Below are 22,864 nucleotides of genomic sequence, written 5' to 3' on the forward strand. Positions count from 1 at the left end.
AGGAGAACCAAATATGGAGATAAAAAGTATAATTCTACGATATATGAGAATGAGATTGCTTCATCCTTTTAAGACAAGTGTTGGAACGTTAACAGATAAAGACTTTATTTTAGTGGAAGTAAAGTCGAAAAGTGGTATTTCTGGTTGGGCAGAAACGGTCTCAGATGCCATCCCTATTTATCATGAAGAAACCGTCAAATCCAATTGGCATTTGCTGGAGGATATCTTGATTCCAAAGCTCATGCAAACCGAGATTAAGCACCCTGATGATGTATCAAAGACCTTCAAGGAGCTACGTGGAAACTATAACGCAAAGGCTGCATTAGATGGTGCGATTTGGGACCTATATGCAAAAGAACAGGGTATATCTCTAGCTAAAGCTATTGGTGGTGTAAAGGATAAGATTGAAGTAGGAGTAAGTGTCGGTATCCAAAAGTCAGAAAAAGAACTATTACAAAAAATTGATGGCTTTGTAACCAAAGGCTATAAACGCATTAAGGTAAAAATTATGCCAGGTTGGGATATGAATATTTTAAAAGCAATCCGTCAAGAGTTCCCAGAAATACCACTTATGGCGGATGCAAACTGTGCATATACCATTAATGATATTTCGTATCTCAAACAATTAGATGATTTTGATCTAATGATGGTTGAGCAGCCTTTTGCCTATGATGATTTGATTGATCATGCTAGATTACAAAAGGAGCTCAAAACCCCAATCTGTCTTGATGAATCTATCCATACGGTGGAAGACGTACGTAAAGCAATTGAGGTGAATAGTGGAAAAATCATTAATTTAAAAATTGGTCGTGTCGGCGGGATTACCGAGTCGTTAAAAATTCATAAACTCTGTGTGGAAAACAAGATCCCGATGTGGTGTGGGGGAATGCTTGAAGCAGGTGTTGGACGTGCTCACAACATCGCAATCACTAGCCTAGCAAACTTTACTTTACCAGGTGATACTGCACCATCGTCCCATTACTGGAAACAAGATATTATTACTCCTCAAGTAACAATGAAAGATGGATATATTGAAGTTCCAACAGAACCTGGGATTGGTTTTGAACCAAACAGAGAACTAATTGAGGATTTTATGTTATATAGTAAAACCTTTCATAATCACTCTTAAACCATGTACTAAAGTAGGATACTTGTTTAATTAACGACTATGATTGTATAGAAGGGGATGATTTACTTTTACCTTTGTAAAGTACTCATCCCCTTATTTATTGCTTTTAACAATCTTATACAAGCTGACGGTCCCAATGACGGTGGGCTTTAACCGCTTGGATAAACTTTTTTACAAAGCTATCCAGATCATCTCCCACGACCACTCCAGGAGCATTTTCGATTTTGTTTACTTCCATCCACTTCTTTCCTTCACCAGTTGCACCAATCGGCTTGTAATGTATAAAGGCTTCATGTATAAAATGAGCAGCATCTTTATTAAACTTTTTACTCCGTCTACTTCCTCTCACCATGTAAACCGCATCAAATAATACAGATTCAGTCGTTAAAAAGGTATGATGAACCTTCAAGTCAGTACCATCTGAACCTTTTACTATTCCCAGTCTCTCACTAATAATTTCGGGTTGAATACCACTTGTCTTTAATTGATCAAGTACATGCTTTACGTCTTGAGCTTTGAAATGATCGGTAAGGATTACAGCAACTTTTCGAGTATTTGGACTAAATGTTGTATTGAGCTGACTTAAAGCAGGAGAGAACTTTTTGACGTTAGACCCTCCAGCCTTTGGTGGCCGAACACCAAGATAATTCGCTATTTCTGTTGCTAAATCTACATTTACATTGGCAAACATATCAACTACTTGTTGTTGAATAGATTGACTCTTGACCTTACCTAGTTCAAACTGAAATGCTTCAATTATATGCTCCTTTTCAGGTTGGCGCATACTATTCCAGAAAAGTGTTGCCTGTGAAAAATGATCTTTAAAACTTTCACTTCTAGCTTGGATTTTTCTCCCTTCTACCTTCTCTTGATAGTGGGAATAACCACCTTGCTCGACACTAGCTGGAGTAGGTGTATTCCCTGCTAACGAGTTTTTGTGATAGCTTACTTTACCACGATTTATTGTCTGACGATGATATCCATCACGCTGATTATTATGAAAGGGACAAACTGGACGATTTATTGGTATCTCATGAAAATTTGGTCCACCGAGTCGAATCAATTGAGTATCTGTATAAGAGAACAAACGTCCCTGTAATAACGGATCATTAGTAAAATCAATCCCAGGGACCACATGACCAGGGTGAAAGGCAACTTGTTCAATTTCTGCAAAAGCATTATCCACATTTCGTGTTAAAGTCATTTTTCCAATAATTTTAACTGGTATATCTTCTTCTGGCCAAATTTTGGTTGCATCTAAAATATCAAAATCAAATTTAAACTCATCTTCCTCTTTGAGGATTTGGACGCCTAATTCATACTCAGGGAAATTCCCCTTTTCAATGTTCTCCCACAAATCACGTCGATGAAAGTCTGGGTCCTCTCCTGAAATTTTTTGTGCCTCATCCCAAACGAGAGAATGTGCTCCTAACATTGGTTTCCAATGAAACTTAACAAAATGAGATTTCCCCTCATCATTAATCAAACGGAATGAATGGACCCCGAATCCTTCCATCATACGAAAGCTTCTTGGTATAGCTCGATCTGACATCAGCCACATAACCATATGGGCAGTTTCTCGATTATTAACGACAAAATCCCAAAATGTATCATGTGCCGAAGATGCTTGAGGGATTTCATTGTCTGGTTCAGGTTTGATTGCGTGTACGATGTCTGGAAATTTTATGGCATCTTGAATAAAAAAGACGGGAAAATTATTCGCTACTAAATCATAGTTACCCTCGTTTGTATAAAACTTAGTGGCAAAACCACGTACATCTCGCACTGTATCAGCAGATCCTCGTGAGCCTACAACTGTTGAAAAGCGAACAAACACAGGGGTCTTTACCGTTGGATCATTCAAGAACTTTGCTTTTGTGAATGGTTTCATACTCGTATCATATACTTGAAATTCACCATGAGCCGCAAATCCTCGGGCATGAACGACGCGCTCTGGAATTCTCTCATGATCAAAATGTGTCATTTTTTCACGAAAATGAAAGTCCTCCATAATAGTAGGTCCACGGATTCCAGCTTTTAGCGAAAATTCATCATTTGACACCTTTAATCCTTGATTCGTTGTAAGTTTCTTTCCCTTATCATCCACACGGAATTGCTCTAATTGCTCATCCTTCGTGTTACGGTTCGTCTTACGTTCATCGTTCAAATCATCATGCCCCCTCTCACGATACATAATATGAAGGAGCGAAAGCTGTTATACTCTTAGTCGCTAAATGAATTAGAATTCCGAATTGCATATTTCCTAATTAGTTGTAAAAACTACCAGAAAAAGAAGGGGGTTTTCTTCAGATGAAAAATAAAGTGATTGATTGGCCGACATTTATTGGTGCCTTCACATTACTATTATTGGTGACCATCCCTCTTGTCATTTGGCCAGAGTCTGGTGAAGAGGTAGTTAATGCCGCGAATGCCTATGTGACAACAAATTTTGGAGTTTTATATTTATTAGTAGGGATTATGATTTTCTTTTTTCTTATTTATGTATCATTTAGTGCAAATGGTCAGATTTTGCTCGGAGATAAAGGAGAAAAAGCAGAATTTAATGATTTCTCTTGGGCTGGCATGCTTTTTTGTGCTGGAATTGGTTCAAGTATTTTATATTGGGGAACCATCGAGTGGGCTTATTACCTTCAAGGACCTCCATTCGGAGTTCCACCTGGAACCAAGCAAGCTATTGCTTGGGCGACTACCTATGGTATTTTTCATTGGGGGCCAATTGCTTGGGCGATTTATACATTACCAGCATTACCAATCGCCTATTTTTACTATGTTAGAAAAAAGCCAGTCTTAAAAATTAGTGAGGCAACAAGACCATTAATTGGTAGGCTTGCAGATGGTCCTTTTGGAACTATTATTGATATTTTATTTATGTTTGGTCTGATCGGTGGGGCAGGTACTACTCTTGCTCTAGGAACCCCGATGATTGCGGAAGGGATCAACCGACTAACAGGTCTTGAAGTGAATATGACCGTTAAAACAATTATTTTATTATTCGTAACGGTCGTCTTTGCAGTTAGTTCTTATACAGGATTAAAAAAAGGAATCAAGGTACTATCAGATGTAAACTTATATCTCGCCTTCTTTTTATTGGCTTTCGTTTTTATTTTTGGGCCATCACTGTTTATATTAGAAACAACTGTTAATAGTATCGGTCTCCTATTGGATAACTTCTTTCATATGAGTACTTGGACTGAACCCTTTAATTCATTAGGTCCTTTTGAATCAACCTCTTTCCCTGAAACATGGACGGTGTTTTACTGGGCATGGTGGTTAGTTTATGCACCGTTTGTAGGTCTTTTTGTAGCTAGAATATCCCGTGGTCGTACCATCAAACAAATGGTGCTTGGTACTATGATTTATGGAACGATTGGAAGTATTTTATTTTTTGGTGTATTAGGAAACTACGCAATGCATTTGCAGCTCACGGGAGAAATGGACATCATTCACACATTGAATACGCAAGGAGCACCTGTCGCTATATTAGATGTGATGTCCAGCCTGCCTATGTCATGGTTTATTATTTTGGTTTTTACCGTTCTTGCCATTGTATTTCTAGCTACAACATTCGATTCTAGTTCCTTTGTGTTAGCGTCTGTTGTACAAAAGGTAGTTGAAGATGAGCCAATACGATGGAATCGTCTTTTCTGGGCATTTGCTCTTTGTATCATGCCTCTAACCCTGATGTTCATCGGCGGACTTGGAACCCTTCAAACCGCAAGTATTGTTGGTGGTTTTCCACTTTTATTCATCATGGTCATGCTTGGCTGGTCATTTATGAAAGCATCAACTCGGGACATCATGGTATCCGATTATTATGAACCTAAAACAATTACCTTAAATTACCGCAAGATACTCGAACGCTTGCGTCGAAAGAAAAAATCAAAAAGACAGGAACAAACTGAACAAGAAAAAAATGGACCAATTGATGCTCATTTTGAAGAAAAAGACAAATAAACAAAAAGGCAGTGCTGTAAAACACTGCCTTTTTTTGACTATTTGTTATTCGTGATGTTCGGATTCAGCTGCCATTGCTTCCATTTTCGTTTTATGAACCGTGCCAAATGGATGATTTGGTGGTGCATAGATGGAATAGAGTTTTAACGGCACATTCCCGATATTAGTAAGGTTATGCCATGTTCCCGCTGGGATAATAATGGCCGAATCGTCGTTCACTTCACGAACAAAATCCAGATTCTCTTTTCGTTTTCCCATTTGAACAAGCCCATGCCCCTGTTCGAGTCGTAAAAATTGATCAACATTTGGATGCACTTCTAAACCTATATCTTCTCCAACTTGTAGACTCATTAATGTCACCTGTAAATGGTCTCCTGTCCAAATCGATGTACGATAATTTTGATTTTGCTTTGAGGCTTCATTAATATTCACAACAAATGGTTGTCTTCCTTGATCCTTAAATACCACTTTTTCTCTAGACATCGGTGATTGAAAATAATTCGAATAGTTCCAGTGATACATCGGGACATTCATATATGGTTGATAATGTTGGTGATAGTGAGATGGATATACATACGGTACATAATACATATCTTTCGTTTCCCTCCCATTCATAATAAATTATCGTATGCATATTTAGGCATGAGTGTAACCCTGTAGACAAAAAAAGACAGGTTCACTTATCCACTGTTTGTTAACAGTGGACAATTGAACCTGTCTCTCGCTCTCTATTATATAACGGGTTTATTCAAATATTCTTCAGTTTCTTGCACTGGAAGTGGTTTGCTATAGTAATATCCTTGTCCTTGGATACAGCCCTGACCTAGTAATACATTTAACTGCTCTCTGTTTTCAATTCCTTCGGCAATAACTTCTAGATTAAAAGCTTCTGCAAAAGTGATAATGGCTTTTACAATTGCCTGACTTCCAGGATCATACGTTATATCTCTAATAAAAGAAGCATCAATCTTCAAGATGTCTACAGGAAGGTTTTTCAAATAACTTAATGAGCTATACCCTGTCCCAAAATCATCGACTGATATCTTAATCCCAAGATTTCTAATTTGCTCCAAAACAGGAGAAACACGGTCAATTTCCACAAAAATACTTTCGGTTATCTCTATCTCAAGCCATCTTGGATTCAACTCGGTATCTATTAAAATTTGTTTTATATTATCAACTAAATTAAGTTGATTCAGTTGTTGTACCGAAAGATTCACCGAAACCCGTAATGGAGGCAACCCTTTTTGTTGCCAACGTTTCGTTTGCTCACAAACTTTGCGTAAAATCCATTCTCCCAATGGGATGATCAGTCCCGTTTCCTCTGCAATTGGAATAAACTTAGCTGGAGAAATCAATCCCCGTTGAGGATGCCGCCACCTAACCAGTGCCTCTAGCCCTATGACTTTCTCGGAAAATAAATCGATTTTCGGCTGATATTCAAGAAAGAATTCTTCTAATTGGATCGCATTTCGTAAATCAGCTTCGAACAGATTTTTTTCCATAGCACGTTTTTCCATATTCACGTCAAAGAATACAAAGCCATTTCCACCACTTTCTTTTAAGGTATTTAACGCAATAGCTGAACGCTTTAATAGAATTTCCGATCCTAAGCCATCATATGGTGACAATGCAATTCCAATGCTACAGGTAATATTAAAGGTGCGTTCCCCTAAAATAACTGTTTTCTCAAGGTTCTCAAGCATTTGTTGAGCTATTTGTTCCACCTGAGATTTTCCAGAGATATTTTTTAATAAAATGGTAAATTCATCTCCACCAAACCGAGAGAGTACATCCGATTCACGAAGACATTGACTAAGGCGATGGGATACCTCCATTAAAATGAGGTCTCCTATTTCATGGCCACAAAATTCATTGATATTTTTTAATTTGTCAATATCTAAAAACATTACTGCATTCTGTTCTCCAAGATTTTGGGCCTCATTTGTTAGAAGATCTGTAAATAACCTTCGATTTGGTAGATCGGTTAACGTATCATAGTAAGCTAACCTGTATATCATTTGTTCTGACTTTTCCCGTTCCTCTTCCATCTTCTTTCTAAATGTAATATCATTACGAATCGAAACATATTGATAAGGTATCCCTTTTTCATTTAGAAATGGAACGATTGTTGTATCTACCCAGTAGTGGCTACCGTCTTTTGCCCTGTTTTTCATTTCCCCTCGCCAAACCTTGCCTCTGCCAATGGTTGCCCACATGTCTTTGAAAAATGCCCGGGAATGGTAGTTTGAATTTACAATCCGATGGTCTTGTCCGATTAATTCTTCACGTGTATATTTAGATAGCTTACAAAATTTATCGTTCACATACGTGATTCTTCCTCTATTATCTGTAATGGCTACAATCGATGACTGGTCTAACGCAAACTTTACAGCGGAAAGTTTTTTCAGTATCTCTTTAAGTTCTTTTTGATCTTCAGGACTTAATTTCTCGAGTATTGGATTATTCTCTAAATTCAACTCCATGCTATTATGTCTCCTTGTAAGTGTTTCAAAATTTTATATTTTGAACTTATTGACAATGCCCTGTAATTCTTCAGCCATGTTTGCTAATGAGCCTGCAGAAGTAGATATTTCATCCATTGATGCCATCTGTTCCTCAGTTGTTACAGATACTTCCTGTGTACCTGCACCTGATTCTTCCGCAACTTCTGAGATTAAGCGCATGGCTTGAACAATCTGTTCAGTTCCTGCTGCCATTTGCTGAATAGCTGCTGATACTTCCTGGATTTGTGTTGTAACTTCTTGAATTGATCCTTCTATTTGATCAAAGTTGGTCCCAGCAGTGTGAACAATTCCAATTCCTGAATTAACTTCCTCTGTAGCTTTTTTCATTGTTTGTATGCACTTTTTTGTTTCACTTTGTATATCGAGTATGAGCTCTGAGATTTGATTGGAAGCTCCAGCAGATTGTTCTGCTAATTTTCGTACCTCATCTGCAACAACAGCAAACCCACGTCCATGTTCGCCGGCTCTTGCAGCTTCAATTGCAGCATTTAATGCTAAGAGATTGGTTTGACTTGCAATATTAGTAATGACCTCAATAATTTTACCTATTTCCTCTGAACGATTACCTAATCCTTTAATGTTCTCGGATAAATCTTTAAATGTTTGATTGATAGAATTCATTTGATTTACAGCAATTCGAATTGATTCTCCACCTTCTGAAGCTTTCTCAACTGTATCAACCACTGAAGCTGAAACCACTTGAGTATTTTTCGAAATTTGCTGAACACCAGTTGACATTTCAGTCACAGTTTGTGACGTTTCCTCAACGCTTTTTACCTGTTGATCCACACCAGACGCTACCTGCTGGATCGTCTCAGCAATTTGTTTGGTAGCTTCATTAGTTTGTTCTGAACTTGCCGTTAACTCTTCAGCAGAAGCAGCTAAAGACGTTGTAACAGAACTTACCTGTTCGATAAGATGACGTAGATTTTTTGCCATTTGATTAAATGATGTCGCCAATTCTCCAATTTCATCTTTATTTCGAATCACCACATTTTCAACTGTTAAATCTCCTGCCGCTATTTGTTGTGCATGATGGATTAACGTGGTAAGAGGTTTCGTCTTTCTTCTAATGATAAGAATCGTGAGAATACCTGCTAGCAGCATAGGTAACAGACCAAGAATAAAGCTATCTTTTACAGTATCCCAAGTCCTATCCTTTACAATCTGAGCATCAAAATCAATAGCATTTAAAGCTATGATTTCTTTCGTTGGATCATGATCTTTAAATATTGGTGCATACCCAGTAATACGCTTCACCCCTTCATATTTATAAATTTCAGAATACTGAGGATGCTTTGTTTCTTGGATTTTCTTTAAAGCTGTTTGATCAATATGGTACGTATCTCCCGCCTTGAATCCCTGTTGTTCCAAATTACTATCCACAGCCATAAGAGTACCATCAAGGGATAGAATGTATTGTCCTTCAAATATTGACTTGTGATCAGTCGTCCAGTCTAACGTTTCTTTAAATTCTTTAGGATCCTTCTTTCCTTCAAATAGTGCTTGAACTTCTTTTGGACTTATCAAACCAGTTGTAATATTCGCACAACCATAAGCTTCAATTCCCGCTGCTTCATATGTCTTTTGATATGTTACCCAGTAATTTGATATGGTGGAGATAATCATAGACATAAATATGACTGCGATAATAATGATACCTAGTTGTCCTGTTAGTGTTTTTTTCACCATAATATCCCCCAAATTATCTTGAATTAAATATATTATTATTCCGTAATTATATAACGTTTAATACTTTTGTACTATATTCGTGTGATAAAAGTCACAAAAGTGTCGGTTTTTTTTGAACAAGAATTGATCCTTTGCCACCATTGGGACAGGTCGCAGTTTCACGAAGGATATAAGAAACCGCTGGTCGAGCATTCTTGCATTCATTAATAAATCATCTCAAACTAGGAAATCCTGTCTAACTAAGATACTACTTGCTGATATGTGGAATATTTCAAAACAATGGAATACCATGTACGCCATTCCTGAGGAATTAAAGGAAATGATCAATCATACCCTTTCGAAAATGGAGATTACCATGAAAAAGAAATGCTCGCTTTTGTTTATGTAAATCACTTCTAACAAATTAGAATTCTCACAAAAGAAGTCACTGAAAAATATCGCAGATAATTGAAATAAAATCACAAAGTGACAGGTCATCCTAGCAAAACGAAACTGGAGACCTGTCACTTTGTAATAGTTATAATTCATCTAAAGGAAGAATTTCACCTGTTGATGCGTGAACTGCAAACTGGCAATCAATTTTCCCACACAGGACATACTGCTTTTGGTCAAAATCATACACATAAACAGGTTTTAGATCATACTTTTCTTTTAGCTTCGAATATGCCTCTTCCCTACTAATTAATATTTCACCACTTGCCTTAAACTCATCAAACATTTCTAACATCATCTGGTTGTCTATATAATTCGCAACTTGAAGGCTATTTACACGAATCATGATAGTTAATTTCCGTTGAAAAACACGCTTATTCTGCTGATTTGTTCTTAGAATCGCATGAATATATCCCGATTCTCGATGAAGTGATTTTAAAACCCAGATCCCAGAATCATCTGGATATTCACTTCGTAAAAAGTCCCGAACCGCTACAATACATTTCTCTTGCTCAGCTTTCGTAATCGGGAGTGAGTCAGGCGAAAGTTCGCATAAAAATGCTTGTTCAGCGGTAATCTCATCACGCCAAATAATCTCTTTTCGATCAAAGGGTGTCGAGAGAGACTCGTCCCAATACAATGTTTCATCAATCTTTAAATATCCCTGTCCATCAACAATGACTTCAAATGGTATTGTTGATGTAAGATCATTCCTGACATAGATTTCTTCTACTGCATAAGCAGTCACTAGTTGTTGCTTTTCAAAATCGGGAAATTCAAGCATTTTCAGTTGTTCTCTTGCGATGTCTTCTATTTTTTCAAAGCTTAATGTATATGGTTCCACCTTGATGATCTCATGTGATGGAAAATGACCATGGACTGTGAATAAGGTAAGATCGCCATGATGATTCCAATTCACCTCGATAGATCCAGATGGGGAGACATCAACACCATCGATACACTCATTAAAATGGATTGCCCCTTCAGCTTCCTTACTAAGTTTGAATTGCTGTCCATAGGTTAATCCCGTTTCTTGTTCAATCCATTTAATGATGTCAAGTTTACTTGAGAAGGTAATACCATTCTTTGCAAATGTTTGACCCATCACGAAAATAACACTTTCAATTCTACGACTCTTCACATCCATTGTGATTACTGCCGTACCTTCTGGATTCTCATCCTCATTCTCTTGATTTGTTATATGGTTAGGAAACCATTCCATTGTTAACGTATAAACTGTTTCATTAAAGATAGTTACATTTCGGTCGAAGCTATATCTTTCGAGGTAATAGTCCCAGAGACCATATTTTTCTCTTGTATAATCTAACAAACTCTGTATTCTTTCATCCATCCTCATCACTCCTTTTTTGTTTCACGGAACCGTCTTACATGCTACCTAACATTTTTCCTTTCTAATTATACGAACTGCCCTTTAGAATTGTTTCATAGAGTATCAATCTGATTTTGCGTAAACAAAACTGCACTATATTTTGAGCAGCAAGCGTGATTGTAGAACACCAAGGTGTTCTACTATATTTTCGAATAGACCACATTTTCGTTTGAGATTATTGTTTGTCTGGAAACACCTAGTTTTTCTGCTAAACGATCTTGTGAAAAACCATATCTTTTCTTAAATTCTGAAACCTTATTTTTCACTCCGTTCTTCATCTCTTATATTTTTTATAATGTAAAGGAACCTTTACATACTTTATAACAAAATAGGCTTAGTTCAAGTAAAGAACTAAGCCCAGTAACAATTATTCTTAATAGGTAAGGGTAGCTGATCACAACCCGCCTCATTTTAATAGGTCACTTATGAACTTTGGTAGTGTAAAACAGCTCTCCACAATTTTCCCATTCACATATTTCGTATTCTTATTATTCACTTTAGTTGGGTCGGCCTCAGTATATTTTTTTGACCCAATCGTGAAGCTCCATAGCCCGCCAGGATAAGTTGGGACAACTGCTGTATACAGTTTGACCTCTTGGAATAGTTCCATAATTCTTGTATATGACTGTCTCATCACTTCTGAGTGGAAAATCGGTGATTGACTTTGGCAAACCATTATTCCATCTTCTTTTAATGCCTCACGTAGGCTTTGGTAAAAGTCCATTTCAAATAAGACCTCTGCTGGGCCGATTGGATCAGATGAATCCACGATAATTAAATCATATTCGTTACTTTTATTAGCGGCAAATTTAACCCCGTCATCAAAAACAAAATGAACACGCGGGTCTTCAATACGTCCTGATACCTCAGGCAAGTGCTCAATACTTGCTTTTACAACGAGCTCATCGATTTCTACCATATCTATGTGCTCAACTTCATCGTATTTGCAAATTTCTCTCGCGACTCCACAATCCCCGCCACCAATGATTAGGACTTTCTTCGGATTTGGGTGGATCGCCATTGGCACATGTGAAATCATCTCGTTATAAATATGCCCATCAACTGAAGTAGTTTGAACAATCCCGTCTAGCACTAGCATTCTTCCAAACTGATATGAATCCAGAATCATGACATCCTGGAAAGAAGATTGTTGATCAAAAATGATATCCTTTATCCGATAACTAACTTTTAGGTTATTATATTCATCTTCCGTAAGCCAAAGGTCACCATCTCTTCTTGATAGATATGGTTTATTTATTTCCATTTTCATCCCTCATTCTTTCCTATTTTCCACATATAAGGATAAGAAAGAATGTTATGCTTGTCCAGCAAAGCATCTAGAGAAACAGGAATATCTCTCACATTCAATTCGTAGTACAGGGGTTGATTTATAATTATTCCTTGCACTAAAAAATAATAAGATTATATTTATTGAATCAACTGCACATGAGCATGGGTCACGGAACTCTCCTGTGACCCACACTAATCGCTTAAAACTTTTTCAAATACACTTTTTCCATCAGGTGCTCCTCACCCTTTTTTAATACGATATCCGCTCGAAGTCGTGTAGGGAGGATATTTTCGCGCAAGTTCTTAGCATTGATTTCTTCCCAGATGTTAGTTGCTTTCTGGATAGCCTCTGCCCTTGACAGAGTCTTATATCGATGAAAGTATGACATTGGATTTTGAAAGGCTGTTTTTTGCAGCGTTAAAAATCGTTCTATATACCATTTCTTGATATTTGCAACATCTGCATCAATATAGATGGAGAAATCAAAAAAGTCACTGACAAATACAGAATGTGATTTACTAACTTGCAGAACATTAATTCCTTCAACAATTAGAATATCTGGATTACAAATAACCTCTTTATCAGGTAGCACGTCATACGTTAAATGTGAGTATAACGGTGCTTCGACTTTTGATTTACCAGACTTTACTTTCATCATAAAATGAATTAACTTTTGAGTATCATAGCTTTCAGGAAAGCCCTTTCGACTCATTAGACCCTTCTTTTCTAAGGTAGCATTAGGATACAAGAACCCATCAGTCGTAACCAAACCTACTTCTTTATGGTTGTCCCATCGTGAAAGCAAGGTTTGAATAACCCTTGCTGCCGTACTTTTTCCGACCGCGACACTACCAGCAATCCCAATAATATATGGAACTTTTTTTGCTTTATAGTCTAAAAATGAATTGGTTGCACCTTGTAATTGCTGAGTAGCTTTAACTTTTAAATTAATCAGCCGTGTTAAAGGTAAGTAGATCTCTTCAACTTCTTGTAGGGAAATTTCTTCATTAATCCCTCGAATGCTATCTAACTCTTCCTCTGTGAGTAACAAAGGCGTCTTATTACGTAATAAAGCCCATTTTTCTCTATTAAATTCGATGTAGTTTGTAAAAGGATCCATACCATTACCTCTATTTTAGATTCATTTCATTTTACCAAATTGCAGCTGATTTGAATATCCGTATACTTAAAAAGATTGAGTAGCGTTTGATACCTGCATGATTCTCTTCATTCTAGTATTGACAATTTGAATAATTTTTCCTAAAAACAATGCAATCACTAAAGTACCAAGCCCTACAGGTCCCCCTAATACAAACCCAAGAAAAGTACCTGTACATTCAATTCCCATTCTTACTACGTTAAAACTCCAACCAAATCGATTGCTGATTGCCACCATCATGCCATCAATCGGAGTCTTAGGAAAATTCACCTCCATATAAATGCCAATCCCGATTCCTGCTAAAATGATGCCTGTAAGGAAACTGGCAATTTGAAGCTCCCAAGACGAAGTTAATTCAACATTTCCTAATACAATATAGTACCAAAAATCAACAAAAACACTTCTTATGAAAATGGGGATAACCGATTCAATTCTGAATCTACTCTTTTCTAGAATCCAAGTAATTAAAATAAACATTACCTGGCTAAAAATGGACCACGTTCCAATCGTCAGTCCTAAATGCTTAGTTAATCCCACAGCCACCGTATCCCACGGCCCAGCTCCAACTGATGATGAAATAATAAGTGCAATACCTAGTGCAGTAAGCGAGAGGCCACCTAAATAAATTCCTATACGTTTTGTCATGCTGCACCTCTTTGTTAAAATATTTAAAAATATCATTCAATTATATCATTCTTTGTTAAAATAGCATGAAAAAATAGGCGTTTTGACCTTTAAAGGTAAAACGCCTTGCGAAACGAAAGACATCAACTCTTATAATATGATGTCTGTTATTCTACTTCTACTAGGACTGCTGCTCCTTGCCCTCCACCACCACACATAGATGCAATGCCTCGGCCGCCCCCACGTCGTTTGAGTTCACGAGCAAGAGTTAATACTAGACGGAAGCCACTGGCGCCAAGAGGATGACCAAGGGCAATCGCCCCGCCATTCACATTAACAACATCAGATGGTAGCCCTAATTCACGTTGACTTGCAAGAACTACACTAGCAAAAGCTTCATTGATTTCGAACAAATCAATATCTGAAACTTGTAAATTTGTTTTTTTCAATAAAGCACGTATCGCATTTGCTGGCTGTAGATGTAGGGATGGATCTGGTCCTGCCACATAAGCCCAGTCAACGATTGTTGCCAGTGGTGATTTTCCTAATTTTTCACATGCATCCAAACTAGAGAGGATCCCTGCACTCGCACCATCGGACATCTGACTAGCATTCCCAGCAGTAATCGTTCCTTTCTCTTCAAAAGCAGGTGTAAGTTGTTGCAGTTTATCAATCGAGGTTTGAGGTCGTATACATTCATCCTCTGTAATGAGTTGCCCTGCAACATTAATTCCCACGATTTCTTCTCTAAAAATTCCAGCACTCTGCGCGTTTGCTGCCCTCAACTGAGAAGTTAGAGCGTATTCATCTTGCTCTTCTCTACTAATATTTAACTCTCGGTTCGTAACCTCAGATAAACCACCCATTGATTGTTCAGAAAGTGCACACCATAATCCATCGTTTAATGTATCGTAGAATTCGACTGCGCCCATTTTGACTTCACGTCTAAGGTTAGAAACATGAGGGGCATTGGTCATCGATTCAAAGCCTCCAACAACAAAAAGGTCGCCTTCTCCTAGTTTTATACGACGAGCAGCATCAGATATAGATGCCATACTTGCAATACAAACACTATTTAACGTTATAGCAGGAGTATGGATATCCACACCCGCATCAAATGCAACTTGACGTGCTGGGTTTTGGCCTTGGCCTGCCTGTATTACTTGACCAAGTATCACACCGTCTGCTTGAGCTGTTTCTGGAACACGACGAATCAGCTCCGAAAGGGTGGCTGTTCCAAGTTCTGTAGCAGTTTTTCTGCTTAAACTTCCCTTAAATCGTCCAATAGGTGTACGAACTCCATCAATTAAAACCGTCTTTTTCATATGAAATCACCTATCCTTCTCATTTTCTGCGTTCAAAAAATAGGATAAAAAAACGACAACATGAACAAAAAAACACGTCCACATGTCTTGAGTGTCGACACTAGCACATCCTGTACGTCGAAAGTTTTAGGGGGAAACATCTTTGAGTTGAGAAGTGAATGCTATTTATAACCAAGTAGCTATTCTCCGCACATAGGAAAAATTATTTTTTACTAGTAACTCAAATGTAAACCAACCAACGTATACAGGATATGGTGACGCCGACGTTAGACATAGGCCGTGTCGTATTTTACCGAGGCTCTTCTATTATGAAGTCATTTTTACCTAACCTTTGAACAAACCTTTAGGTTAGAGAATCACGGTACGTTTCTCGTGCAAATAACGTTGAAATAATGCTTATCACACCTAGTGCGACTAGATATAGAATGATTGGCAAACTTTGTCCATCGTATTCTGCTAACAACCACGTTGCAATTAGAGGTGAGAATCCACCAGCTAGAATTGCCCCAATTTGGTAACCAATGGAAGCACCACTTAAACGAACCTGTGACCCAAAAAGTTCAGAATAGTATACTGCCTGTGGACCGTATACCGCATCGTGGATAACATTTAAACCGAGCACAATTCCTATTGTTATCCAAAGGACCGAGCCTGTGTCCATTAGCCAGAAAAATGGAAATATGAAGAGTGTCGTAGCAATTGTACCGCCCAAATAAACAGGTTTACGTCCAATCTTATCTGATAAATATGACCATAAAGGCATTGTTACTAAACCAACAGCTGAAGATATCATCACTGCATTTAGGCCAATGGAGCGATCAACATTAACGGTCCCCACAAGATACGTTAGGACAAATACAGAATAAATATAAAATGTTGCATTTTGTACTAACTTCATACCAATTGTTAAGAATAATGGCTTTTTTTGAGTACGTAATACAGTAAGCACTGGTTTTTCCTCAATCTGCTTCTTTTCTGCTAAATTCTGGAATACAGGCGATTCACTCACACTTAATCGAATCCAAAGTCCAATGATTACAAGTACAGCACTGAGTAAAAATGGAATTCGCCAACCCCAAGCTAGGAAAGCCTCATTTGACATGCTATTATTTACCATTGAGAATACGAAAGTGGATAAAAGAAGACCAGCTGGAACTCCCATTTGCGGAAAACTTCCATATAACCCCCGTTTTCCTTTCGGTGCGTGTTCAACAGACATCACCACCGCTGAACCCCACTCACCGCCAACTGCAAATCCCTGTACAATTCGAAGAAGACTTATTAGAAGTGGAGCAAGCAATCCAATGGTTTGATAGGAAGGAACGAGCCCCATCAAGAATGTTGCTATTCCCATTAATAAAAGAGATAATGTCAACATTTTCTTTCGGCCAACTTTATCACCGAAATGACCAAATACTGCACTTCCTAATGGTCGAGCTATAAATCCTGCAGCATAGGAACCAAATGCAGCTAGAGTTCCATAAAGTGGATCGAATGTTGGAAAAAATAATGCTGGAAATACTAAAGCTGCAGCTGTACCGTATAGGTAAAAATCATACCACTCAATAGTTGTACCAATAAAGCTGGCCAAACCGACCTTGCGATGTTCCTTAGAGAAACCTTTGTTATCTGTATTTATTTCCTCATGATTGACTGGGGCTGTAGACATCAATTTCCCTCCTTTATTGAGATGATGTAATGTATTTCATCAATTATTCTTCTGTATTCTCAAAAAACGGCAACCAAACATTATTAACTTTAACTGGTTTAACTTGCAATGGTAATCCAATTTTTAATTCTTGATTAGGTTCTACCAACAAATGTGTAAGCATTGTTGGACCTTCTTTTAACTCAACAACTCCTAATGTATAAGGTGCAACTTCTCCCCAAGCTGGGTGACCTGGTCGATGTACAACACTCCACGTTTTTAACTTGCCTTTCCCTGAAGCTGGTACCCACTCAAGTTGATTACTCCAGCAATGCGGGCAGTGGGAACGAGGATAAAATACCCATTTGCTACAATCACAACAATTCTGTAGGATAAATTCACCTCGGGCTACTGCATCCCAAAATGGTTTTGTAGTTGGTGTCACAGTTGGACCTGGAACCGTTAAATTTTCTATTTTCTCTATCATGATTCCACCCCCAGGATTAATGCTGCAGCCTCACTTAGTGTTGCCCCATTCCCTGTTATTAGCGCGTGGCGTGCATTCGGAATCTGTCTCAACTCTGCTTCATGTCGTAATTGATGTACAGCTTCAATAACATGTGACATACCTCCAGCAAGGTCTGCCTGACCAAAACCTAATTGACCCCCATGTGTATTCAGTGGCCAATCCCCATCATGACCGAAAGAATGCTCCTTCATCCAGGAACCAAACCTTCCAGGTTCACAAAGCCCTGCATTCTCCAATGTTTGTGCAACTACACTCGTATAACAATCATATATAGAAAGCAAATCCATATCGTGCACTGTTAAACCTGCTTGATCTAGTGCACTTGGAATGGCATAACTTAGTGGTGCATTTTCCAATGACGGTGCTTGGCTAACTGCCCTATGGGTGATTTTCTCTCCTGCTCCGAGCAGATAAACGGGCGAATGTACTCCTCTTTTGGCATTTTCAACTGAGGTAACAATGACTGCCGCTCCACCAGCGACTGGCATTACAATTTCGAATAAATGCAAAGGATCGATAATTAATGGAGATTTTAACACATCCTCAACAGAAGCAGGCTTACCATACGTTATCGCCTTAGGATTTAGCTGTGCATTTTTTCTTGCCCAATGAGCAATAAGTGCAAATTCCTCTTGAGTCGAACCATACTCCGCCATGTGACGTTGCTTTAGCAACGCGTAAGAAGTATTTGCACCTGAAGCGCCAAATGGAACATCAAATTCACGAATTGGGTTACGGTTCGGAGAACGTAAGGTTTTACCTTTTTCATTGATATTGGCAAGAACACATAGAACTGTTTTACACATACCTGCTTCAATCGCAGCAGCAGCTCTCCAGATCATGCCCGCACCAGTAGCACCTCCTAGGTCTACCACATTTGACATTGTTGGCTCTAGACCAAGGTATTCTGCAACTGTAGCTGGCACATGTTGCGGAGTCTCTCCTACTTGTGGACCAATTAATAAACCATCAATCTCACCTTTTACAATACCAGCGTCTTGAATAGCCAGCCTTGCTGACTCTGCAATTAACCCAAGAGTGGTTGCACCCTCGCTATAACGGACTGGAGTAAGCTCTCCAATCCCTATAATTGCACCTTTAGGTTGGCGTCTAACCATTATAAGAAACTCCTTTCAGTCAAGCTGCTATATTCTTCAAGGCATTCGGGATTTGCAAGTGAACCTTTGTTCTTTATTGGCTGTCCAAGTACTGTTGAACGCACCGCTCCCTCAACCTTTTTGCCGTTAATTGTATAAGGAATCTCTTTTACACTGTAAATACGTCTCGGTACATGACGTGGTGAAGCTTTTTTCCTAACTTCCTTACGAATGTAATCAACTAAGGCTTGATCGAGCTCTCCATCTTTTGTCACAACACACAACGCGATTTCTTCATCATTATCTACAGGAAAACCAAAAACGATTGAATCATGTACCTCAGGAATTTGTTCAACAACTCGATAGATTTCCGCAGTTCCAATTCGAACCCCACCAGGATTAAGTGTAGTATCCGCTCTACCGTAAATGACAAGCGTCTGTTCAACTGTCTGTTCTGCGAAGTCACCGTGGGACCATATACCAGGACGTTCAGCAAAATAAGCAGAATAGTAGCGCTCGTCTCCGTCCTCACCCCAGAATGTAATTGGCATGCTTGGAAATGCTTTTGTACATACTAATTCACCTTTTTCATTGATCACCGAAACTCCACGGTCATCTAGTACATCCACTGCCATACCGAGTGCTTTACATGTAATTTCTCCTCGTCTAACTGGATGTACAGGGGAACCCATCACAAAGCATCCAATAATTTCAGTTCCACCTGAAATAGAAGCTAGCATAATATCCGTCTTGATGTCGTTATAGATCCAATCATATTGTTCAGCTGCTAAAGGTGCTCCACAAGAAAGAACACTACGCAAACTAGATAGATCATGTTTCTTCCCTACCTGATAGCCCGCCTTCATCAAAGTTTCTAGATATTTTGGACTTGTTCCGAAATGTGTGAGTCCAATTTTTTCACTAATCTCCCATAAGATGCCTTTATTTTTCTTAGGAATGGGTGACCCATCATAGAGAAGAATTGCAGCACCGCTTGCTAATCCTGAAACAAGCCATGGGTACATCATCCATGCAGTATTTGTGTACCAAAACATTACATCTCCAGTTTTCACGTCACAATGCAACTGGTGTTCTTTTAAGTGTTGAAGCAATGTACCTCCTACCGAGTGAACAATCGCTTTTGGTAGTCCAGTAGTTCCAGATGTATATAGGATATATAGTGGATGATTAAAAGGAACTCTAGTAAACTCCAGCTGAGATGAGCTGTCTTGACATAAATCCTGCCAACTTAACACTGTTGTGTCTTGATTTACTACTAAATCAGTTCCTTCAGATAAAGTCACGATAGCCGAAACATCCTTAAGTACCTGACTAACTGCTGAAATGTTATCTCGAATATCAAAGAACTTTCCGTTATACTGGTATTCCAAAGTGGCTATTAATACCTTTGGACGAACTTGCCCAATCCGATCAATGATTCCCTTTGGACCAAAATCTGGAGAGCATGATGTCCATACAGCGCCTAGCGAAGTGGTTGCTAACAAGGCCACTAAGCCTTCAAGGCCATTTATAACAACACCTGCAACACGATCACCCTTATTTACTCCTAAACTTTTTAATCCATACTGAACAGTAGCCACCATGCTACGTAGTTCTCCAAATGTTACTGAACGAGAGACTCCGTTTTCATCTGCTGTGATAACGGCTGTCTGCCATTCTTCACCTTGTAAAAGATTCTCTGCAAAATTCAATTGGGCATCTGGAAACCATTGAGTACCAAGCATCCCACCATCACTTGGTGGAATCATTATCTTCGTACCTTTTTCTCCTACAACATTCGCAAAATCCCATACTGCTGACCAGAAGTTTTCAGGCTCAGCGACAGACCAGCGATGAAAACGCTCATAAGGCAGAAGCGGAAAACCGACCTTTTGTGAGAAATTCATCAAATTAGACTGTGAGACCCAAGTTTCACTTGGCTCCCACAGAATATTAGATTCTAGTAAACTGTGTTGTGTTGTCATTATTTTCTTCCTCCCTTATCGAAATTAAAGCATTTCCCTCGCTGCACCAGTCACCTAACAAAAACCATTTTAAAATTTCCGTCAGCTCATGCTTTTATCTTTTACTATTTAATAAATCTACCATGTAAAAACTGTAAGTCATTATCTGACTTTTAGTCTTAAATTTCGCAAGCGTAAGTAACAATTGCACCCCTGAGTCGTTGTGCTTCCTTATAAGTACATCTATTTTGAACAACTTCAAGACCCGCTTCTTTCGCTACCTCAACAGCTCTCGGAGAAATAACCCCTTCTTGTAGCCAGAACACTTTTGGCTGGATGTTAGCTGCCTCTGCTGCAACACCAATCGCTGCTTCAGGACTACGGAATACCTGAACAATATCTACCTTCACTGGAATAGAGGCTAAATCTGGATAAGCTTGCTCGCCTAATACTTCTGTTTCTCTTGGATTAACAGGAATAATTTTATAGCCGAGACGTTGCATTTTTCGTGCGAGTCTGTAGCTTGGTCGAGCTGGATTACCACTTAGTCCTACAACTGCAATTGTTTTGGCACGTTGAATTTCCTTCCCATCAACTTCTTCACGAATAAATGTAGATTGTAGAGCCCAACGAATGACTCCCTCATCGTTAACAGCTGTTTCACCTTTTTGCTCACCTTTTGATGAGATTCCTGTCGCTTCATAAAAAGCTTGGTCTAAATCATTGACTAGATCACGGTATGATTCAATTCCAACTGAAAGACGAATTAACTCTTCACTTACTCCCGTTAATTTTAATTCTTCTGCACTTAATTGCTGGTGAGTCGTTGACGCAGGGTGTATGATTAGTGACTTTGCATCTCCAACATTTGCTACATGTGACCATAGCGCAATGTTATTAATTACTTTCTTACCAGTTTCTCTGCCACCCTTAATTCCGAAGTTTACGATTGAACCAAATCCAGAACGTAAATATTTAGTTGCTAGTTCATGTGCTGGATGCTCTTCAAGACCTGGATAAGCAACCCATTCAACTGCAGGGTGTTCTTGTAGGAATCTTGCAACCTGTAATGCATTTTCATTATGTTTTTCGATTCGTAAGTGTAATGTTTCAAGTCCTTGTAGTAATAAGAACGCACTATGTGGACTTAAAGAAGAGCCAAAATCTCTTAAAAGCTGAACTCTGAGTTTTGTACTAAATGCCAAAGTACCAAATTCATTTGCATAAGATATGCCGTTATAGCTTTGATCTGGCTCTGTAAAACCTGGGAACTTTTCACTGTTCCAATTAAATCGGCCACCATCAATTACTAGTCCACCAATTGTTGTTCCGTGTCCACCAATCCACTTGGTTGCAGAGTGAACAACAATGTCTGCTCCAAATTGAATTGGTTTACAAACATATGGTGAAGCAAACGTATTGTCAATAATGAGAGGTATACCATTCTCATGTGCAATTTCCGAAACAGCTTCAATGTCTAATACATGCAAGCTTGGGTTTCCAATTGTTTCAGCAAATACAGCTTTTGTTTTAGGCGTAATTGCTTTTCTAAAATTCTCTGGGTCTGTTGGATCAACGAAATGAGTTTTAATTCCATATTTCGGTAACGTAACAGCGAAGAGATTGTAAGTTCCACCATATAAATTTGAAGCTGCTACAATTTCATCTCCTGCTTCCGCTACGTTCATGATAGCTAAAGCAATTGCAGCCATTCCTGACGATGTTGCTACGGCAGCGACGCCATCCTCCAATAACGCAATTCGCTTTTCAAGTACATCAACAGTCGGGTTACCAATACGAGAATAGATATTCCCAGACTCATCAAGGCTAAATAGACTTTGAGCATGATCTGTATTATGAAATACAAATGAAGTCGTTTGGTAGATTGGAACTGCTCGTGAACCCGTTGTTGGATCAGGAGATTGGCCCCCATGTAATAGTATCGTCTCATCATCATACGTGTTATATTGTGTAGTCATTGTTTATACCTCCGAATTCATTTTTAAAAGATTATTAGAATAATCGTTTTTTCATTTTATGGTTATATAAAAAGCCCCCTCAATATAAGAAGAGGGGGCCTC

Annotated in this window: 16 protein-coding genes and 1 pseudogene; 2 read left to right on the forward strand and 15 right to left on the reverse strand. The window is 38.6% G+C overall.

The genetic code is table 11. The annotated features are described in order from the left end of the window. Nucleotides 1-13 precede the first annotated feature (13 nt). Nucleotides 14-1,129, forward strand: a complete 1,116-nt coding sequence (menC, locus tag ACWPVE_RS05085; RefSeq protein ID WP_453991288.1) for an o-succinylbenzoate synthase — start codon at nucleotides 14-16, stop codon at nucleotides 1,127-1,129. A 115-nt stretch (nucleotides 1,130-1,244) separates the two neighbouring features. Here the strand turns inward: menC and ACWPVE_RS05090 are convergent, their stop codons facing one another. Further along, a complete protein-coding gene (locus ACWPVE_RS05090) occupies nucleotides 1,245-3,323 on the reverse strand; it encodes a catalase (RefSeq protein ID WP_453991290.1) in 2,079 nt (692 codons plus the stop codon). Between the two features lie 116 nt (nucleotides 3,324-3,439). On the opposite strand from ACWPVE_RS05090, the gene ACWPVE_RS05095 reads away from it, so the two are divergent. Beyond that, nucleotides 3,440-5,104 carry a BCCT family transporter gene (locus ACWPVE_RS05095; protein ID WP_453991292.1) on the forward strand — a complete coding sequence of 555 codons (1,665 nt, stop codon included), beginning with the start codon at nucleotides 3,440-3,442 and terminating at the stop codon, nucleotides 5,102-5,104. Nucleotides 5,105-5,149: 45 nt separating this feature from the next. Here ACWPVE_RS05095 and ACWPVE_RS05100 read toward each other — a convergent pair whose 3' ends face one another. The 14 genes and pseudogenes from ACWPVE_RS05100 to ACWPVE_RS05165 all read right to left on the reverse strand — a co-directional run bounded on the left by ACWPVE_RS05100 (nucleotide 5,150) and on the right by ACWPVE_RS05165 (nucleotide 22,762). Next, on the reverse strand, nucleotides 5,150-5,695 hold the full coding sequence (locus tag ACWPVE_RS05100; RefSeq protein ID WP_453991294.1) for a cupin domain-containing protein: 546 nt from the start codon (nucleotides 5,693-5,695) through the stop codon (nucleotides 5,150-5,152). Between the two features lie 140 nt (nucleotides 5,696-5,835). Then, nucleotides 5,836-7,590: a putative bifunctional diguanylate cyclase/phosphodiesterase gene (locus ACWPVE_RS05105; RefSeq protein WP_453991296.1), complete on the reverse strand. Its 1,755-nt coding sequence runs from the start codon at nucleotides 7,588-7,590 to the stop codon at nucleotides 5,836-5,838. 33 nt (nucleotides 7,591-7,623) lie between these two features. After that, entirely contained in the window at nucleotides 7,624-9,324 is a 1,701-nt protein-coding gene (locus ACWPVE_RS05110) for a methyl-accepting chemotaxis protein (RefSeq protein ID WP_453991298.1), read from the reverse strand. Nucleotides 9,325-9,841: 517 nt separating this feature from the next. Continuing rightward, the gene (locus tag ACWPVE_RS05115; protein ID WP_453991300.1) at nucleotides 9,842-11,107 is read right to left on the reverse strand and encodes a hypothetical protein; all 1,266 of its coding nucleotides are present in this window, start codon (nucleotides 11,105-11,107) and stop codon (nucleotides 9,842-9,844) included. Between the two features lie 191 nt (nucleotides 11,108-11,298). Next, nucleotides 11,299-11,412: pseudogene (locus ACWPVE_RS05120) on the reverse strand (helix-turn-helix transcriptional regulator); the annotation flags it as partial. A gap of 140 nt (nucleotides 11,413-11,552) precedes the next feature. After that, the gene (gene speE / locus ACWPVE_RS05125) at nucleotides 11,553-12,410 is read right to left on the reverse strand and encodes a polyamine aminopropyltransferase (protein WP_453991302.1); all 858 of its coding nucleotides are present in this window, start codon (nucleotides 12,408-12,410) and stop codon (nucleotides 11,553-11,555) included. Between the two features lie 226 nt (nucleotides 12,411-12,636). Continuing rightward, nucleotides 12,637-13,557: a type I pantothenate kinase gene (gene coaA / locus ACWPVE_RS05130; protein ID WP_453991304.1), complete on the reverse strand. Its 921-nt coding sequence runs from the start codon at nucleotides 13,555-13,557 to the stop codon at nucleotides 12,637-12,639. Between the two features lie 66 nt (nucleotides 13,558-13,623). After that, nucleotides 13,624-14,241 (reverse strand): YczE/YyaS/YitT family protein, encoded by a 618-nt coding sequence (locus ACWPVE_RS05135; RefSeq protein ID WP_453991306.1) that lies wholly within the window; start codon nucleotides 14,239-14,241, stop codon nucleotides 13,624-13,626. Between the two features lie 146 nt (nucleotides 14,242-14,387). After that, nucleotides 14,388-15,545 carry an acetyl-CoA C-acyltransferase gene (locus ACWPVE_RS05140; protein ID WP_453991308.1) on the reverse strand — a complete coding sequence of 386 codons (1,158 nt, stop codon included), beginning with the start codon at nucleotides 15,543-15,545 and terminating at the stop codon, nucleotides 14,388-14,390. Nucleotides 15,546-15,888: 343 nt separating this feature from the next. Next, nucleotides 15,889-17,214, reverse strand: coding sequence for an MFS transporter (locus ACWPVE_RS05145; RefSeq protein WP_453991310.1), 1,326 nt, complete (start codon nucleotides 17,212-17,214; stop codon nucleotides 15,889-15,891). A gap of 43 nt (nucleotides 17,215-17,257) precedes the next feature. Next, a complete protein-coding gene (locus ACWPVE_RS05150) occupies nucleotides 17,258-17,680 on the reverse strand; it encodes a Zn-ribbon domain-containing OB-fold protein (RefSeq protein WP_453991312.1) in 423 nt (140 codons plus the stop codon). After that, a complete protein-coding gene (locus ACWPVE_RS05155; RefSeq protein ID WP_453991314.1) occupies nucleotides 17,677-18,840 on the reverse strand; it encodes a thiolase family protein in 1,164 nt (387 codons plus the stop codon). Before ACWPVE_RS05155 ends, ACWPVE_RS05150 begins: the two co-directional genes overlap by 4 nt. Further along, on the reverse strand, nucleotides 18,840-20,804 hold the full coding sequence (locus ACWPVE_RS05160) for an acetoacetate--CoA ligase (protein ID WP_453991316.1): 1,965 nt from the start codon (nucleotides 20,802-20,804) through the stop codon (nucleotides 18,840-18,842). Before ACWPVE_RS05160 ends, ACWPVE_RS05155 begins: the two co-directional genes overlap by 1 nt. 158 nt (nucleotides 20,805-20,962) lie before the next feature. Continuing rightward, nucleotides 20,963-22,762, reverse strand: a complete 1,800-nt coding sequence (locus tag ACWPVE_RS05165; RefSeq protein WP_453991318.1) for a PLP-dependent aspartate aminotransferase family protein — start codon at nucleotides 22,760-22,762, stop codon at nucleotides 20,963-20,965. Nucleotides 22,763-22,864 lie beyond the last annotated feature (102 nt).

It is taken from the genome of Bacillus nitroreducens (assembly GCF_964021195.1).

Coding starts and splice junctions, on each gene's coding strand:
- menC (WP_453991288.1), top strand. CDS start 14: ATGGAGATAAAAAGTATAATTCTACGATATATGAGAATGAGATTGCTT.
- ACWPVE_RS05090 (WP_453991290.1), bottom strand. CDS start 3,323: ATGTATCGTGAGAGGGGGCATGATGATTTGAACGATGAACGTAAGACG.
- ACWPVE_RS05095 (WP_453991292.1), top strand. CDS start 3,440: ATGAAAAATAAAGTGATTGATTGGCCGACATTTATTGGTGCCTTCACA.
- ACWPVE_RS05100 (WP_453991294.1), bottom strand. CDS start 5,695: ATGTATTATGTACCGTATGTATATCCATCTCACTATCACCAACATTAT.
- ACWPVE_RS05105 (WP_453991296.1), bottom strand. CDS start 7,590: ATGGAGTTGAATTTAGAGAATAATCCAATACTCGAGAAATTAAGTCCT.
- ACWPVE_RS05110 (WP_453991298.1), bottom strand. CDS start 9,324: ATGGTGAAAAAAACACTAACAGGACAACTAGGTATCATTATTATCGCA.
- ACWPVE_RS05115 (WP_453991300.1), bottom strand. CDS start 11,107: ATGGATGAAAGAATACAGAGTTTGTTAGATTATACAAGAGAAAAATAT.
- speE (WP_453991302.1), bottom strand. CDS start 12,410: ATGGAAATAAATAAACCATATCTATCAAGAAGAGATGGTGACCTTTGG.
- coaA (WP_453991304.1), bottom strand. CDS start 13,557: ATGGATCCTTTTACAAACTACATCGAATTTAATAGAGAAAAATGGGCT.
- ACWPVE_RS05135 (WP_453991306.1), bottom strand. CDS start 14,241: ATGACAAAACGTATAGGAATTTATTTAGGTGGCCTCTCGCTTACTGCA.
- ACWPVE_RS05140 (WP_453991308.1), bottom strand. CDS start 15,545: ATGAAAAAGACGGTTTTAATTGATGGAGTTCGTACACCTATTGGACGA.
- ACWPVE_RS05145 (WP_453991310.1), bottom strand. CDS start 17,214: ATGTCTACAGCCCCAGTCAATCATGAGGAAATAAATACAGATAACAAA.
- ACWPVE_RS05150 (WP_453991312.1), bottom strand. CDS start 17,680: ATGATAGAGAAAATAGAAAATTTAACGGTTCCAGGTCCAACTGTGACA.
- ACWPVE_RS05155 (WP_453991314.1), bottom strand. CDS start 18,840: ATGGTTAGACGCCAACCTAAAGGTGCAATTATAGGGATTGGAGAGCTT.
- ACWPVE_RS05160 (WP_453991316.1), bottom strand. CDS start 20,804: ATGACAACACAACACAGTTTACTAGAATCTAATATTCTGTGGGAGCCA.
- ACWPVE_RS05165 (WP_453991318.1), bottom strand. CDS start 22,762: ATGACTACACAATATAACACGTATGATGATGAGACGATACTATTACAT.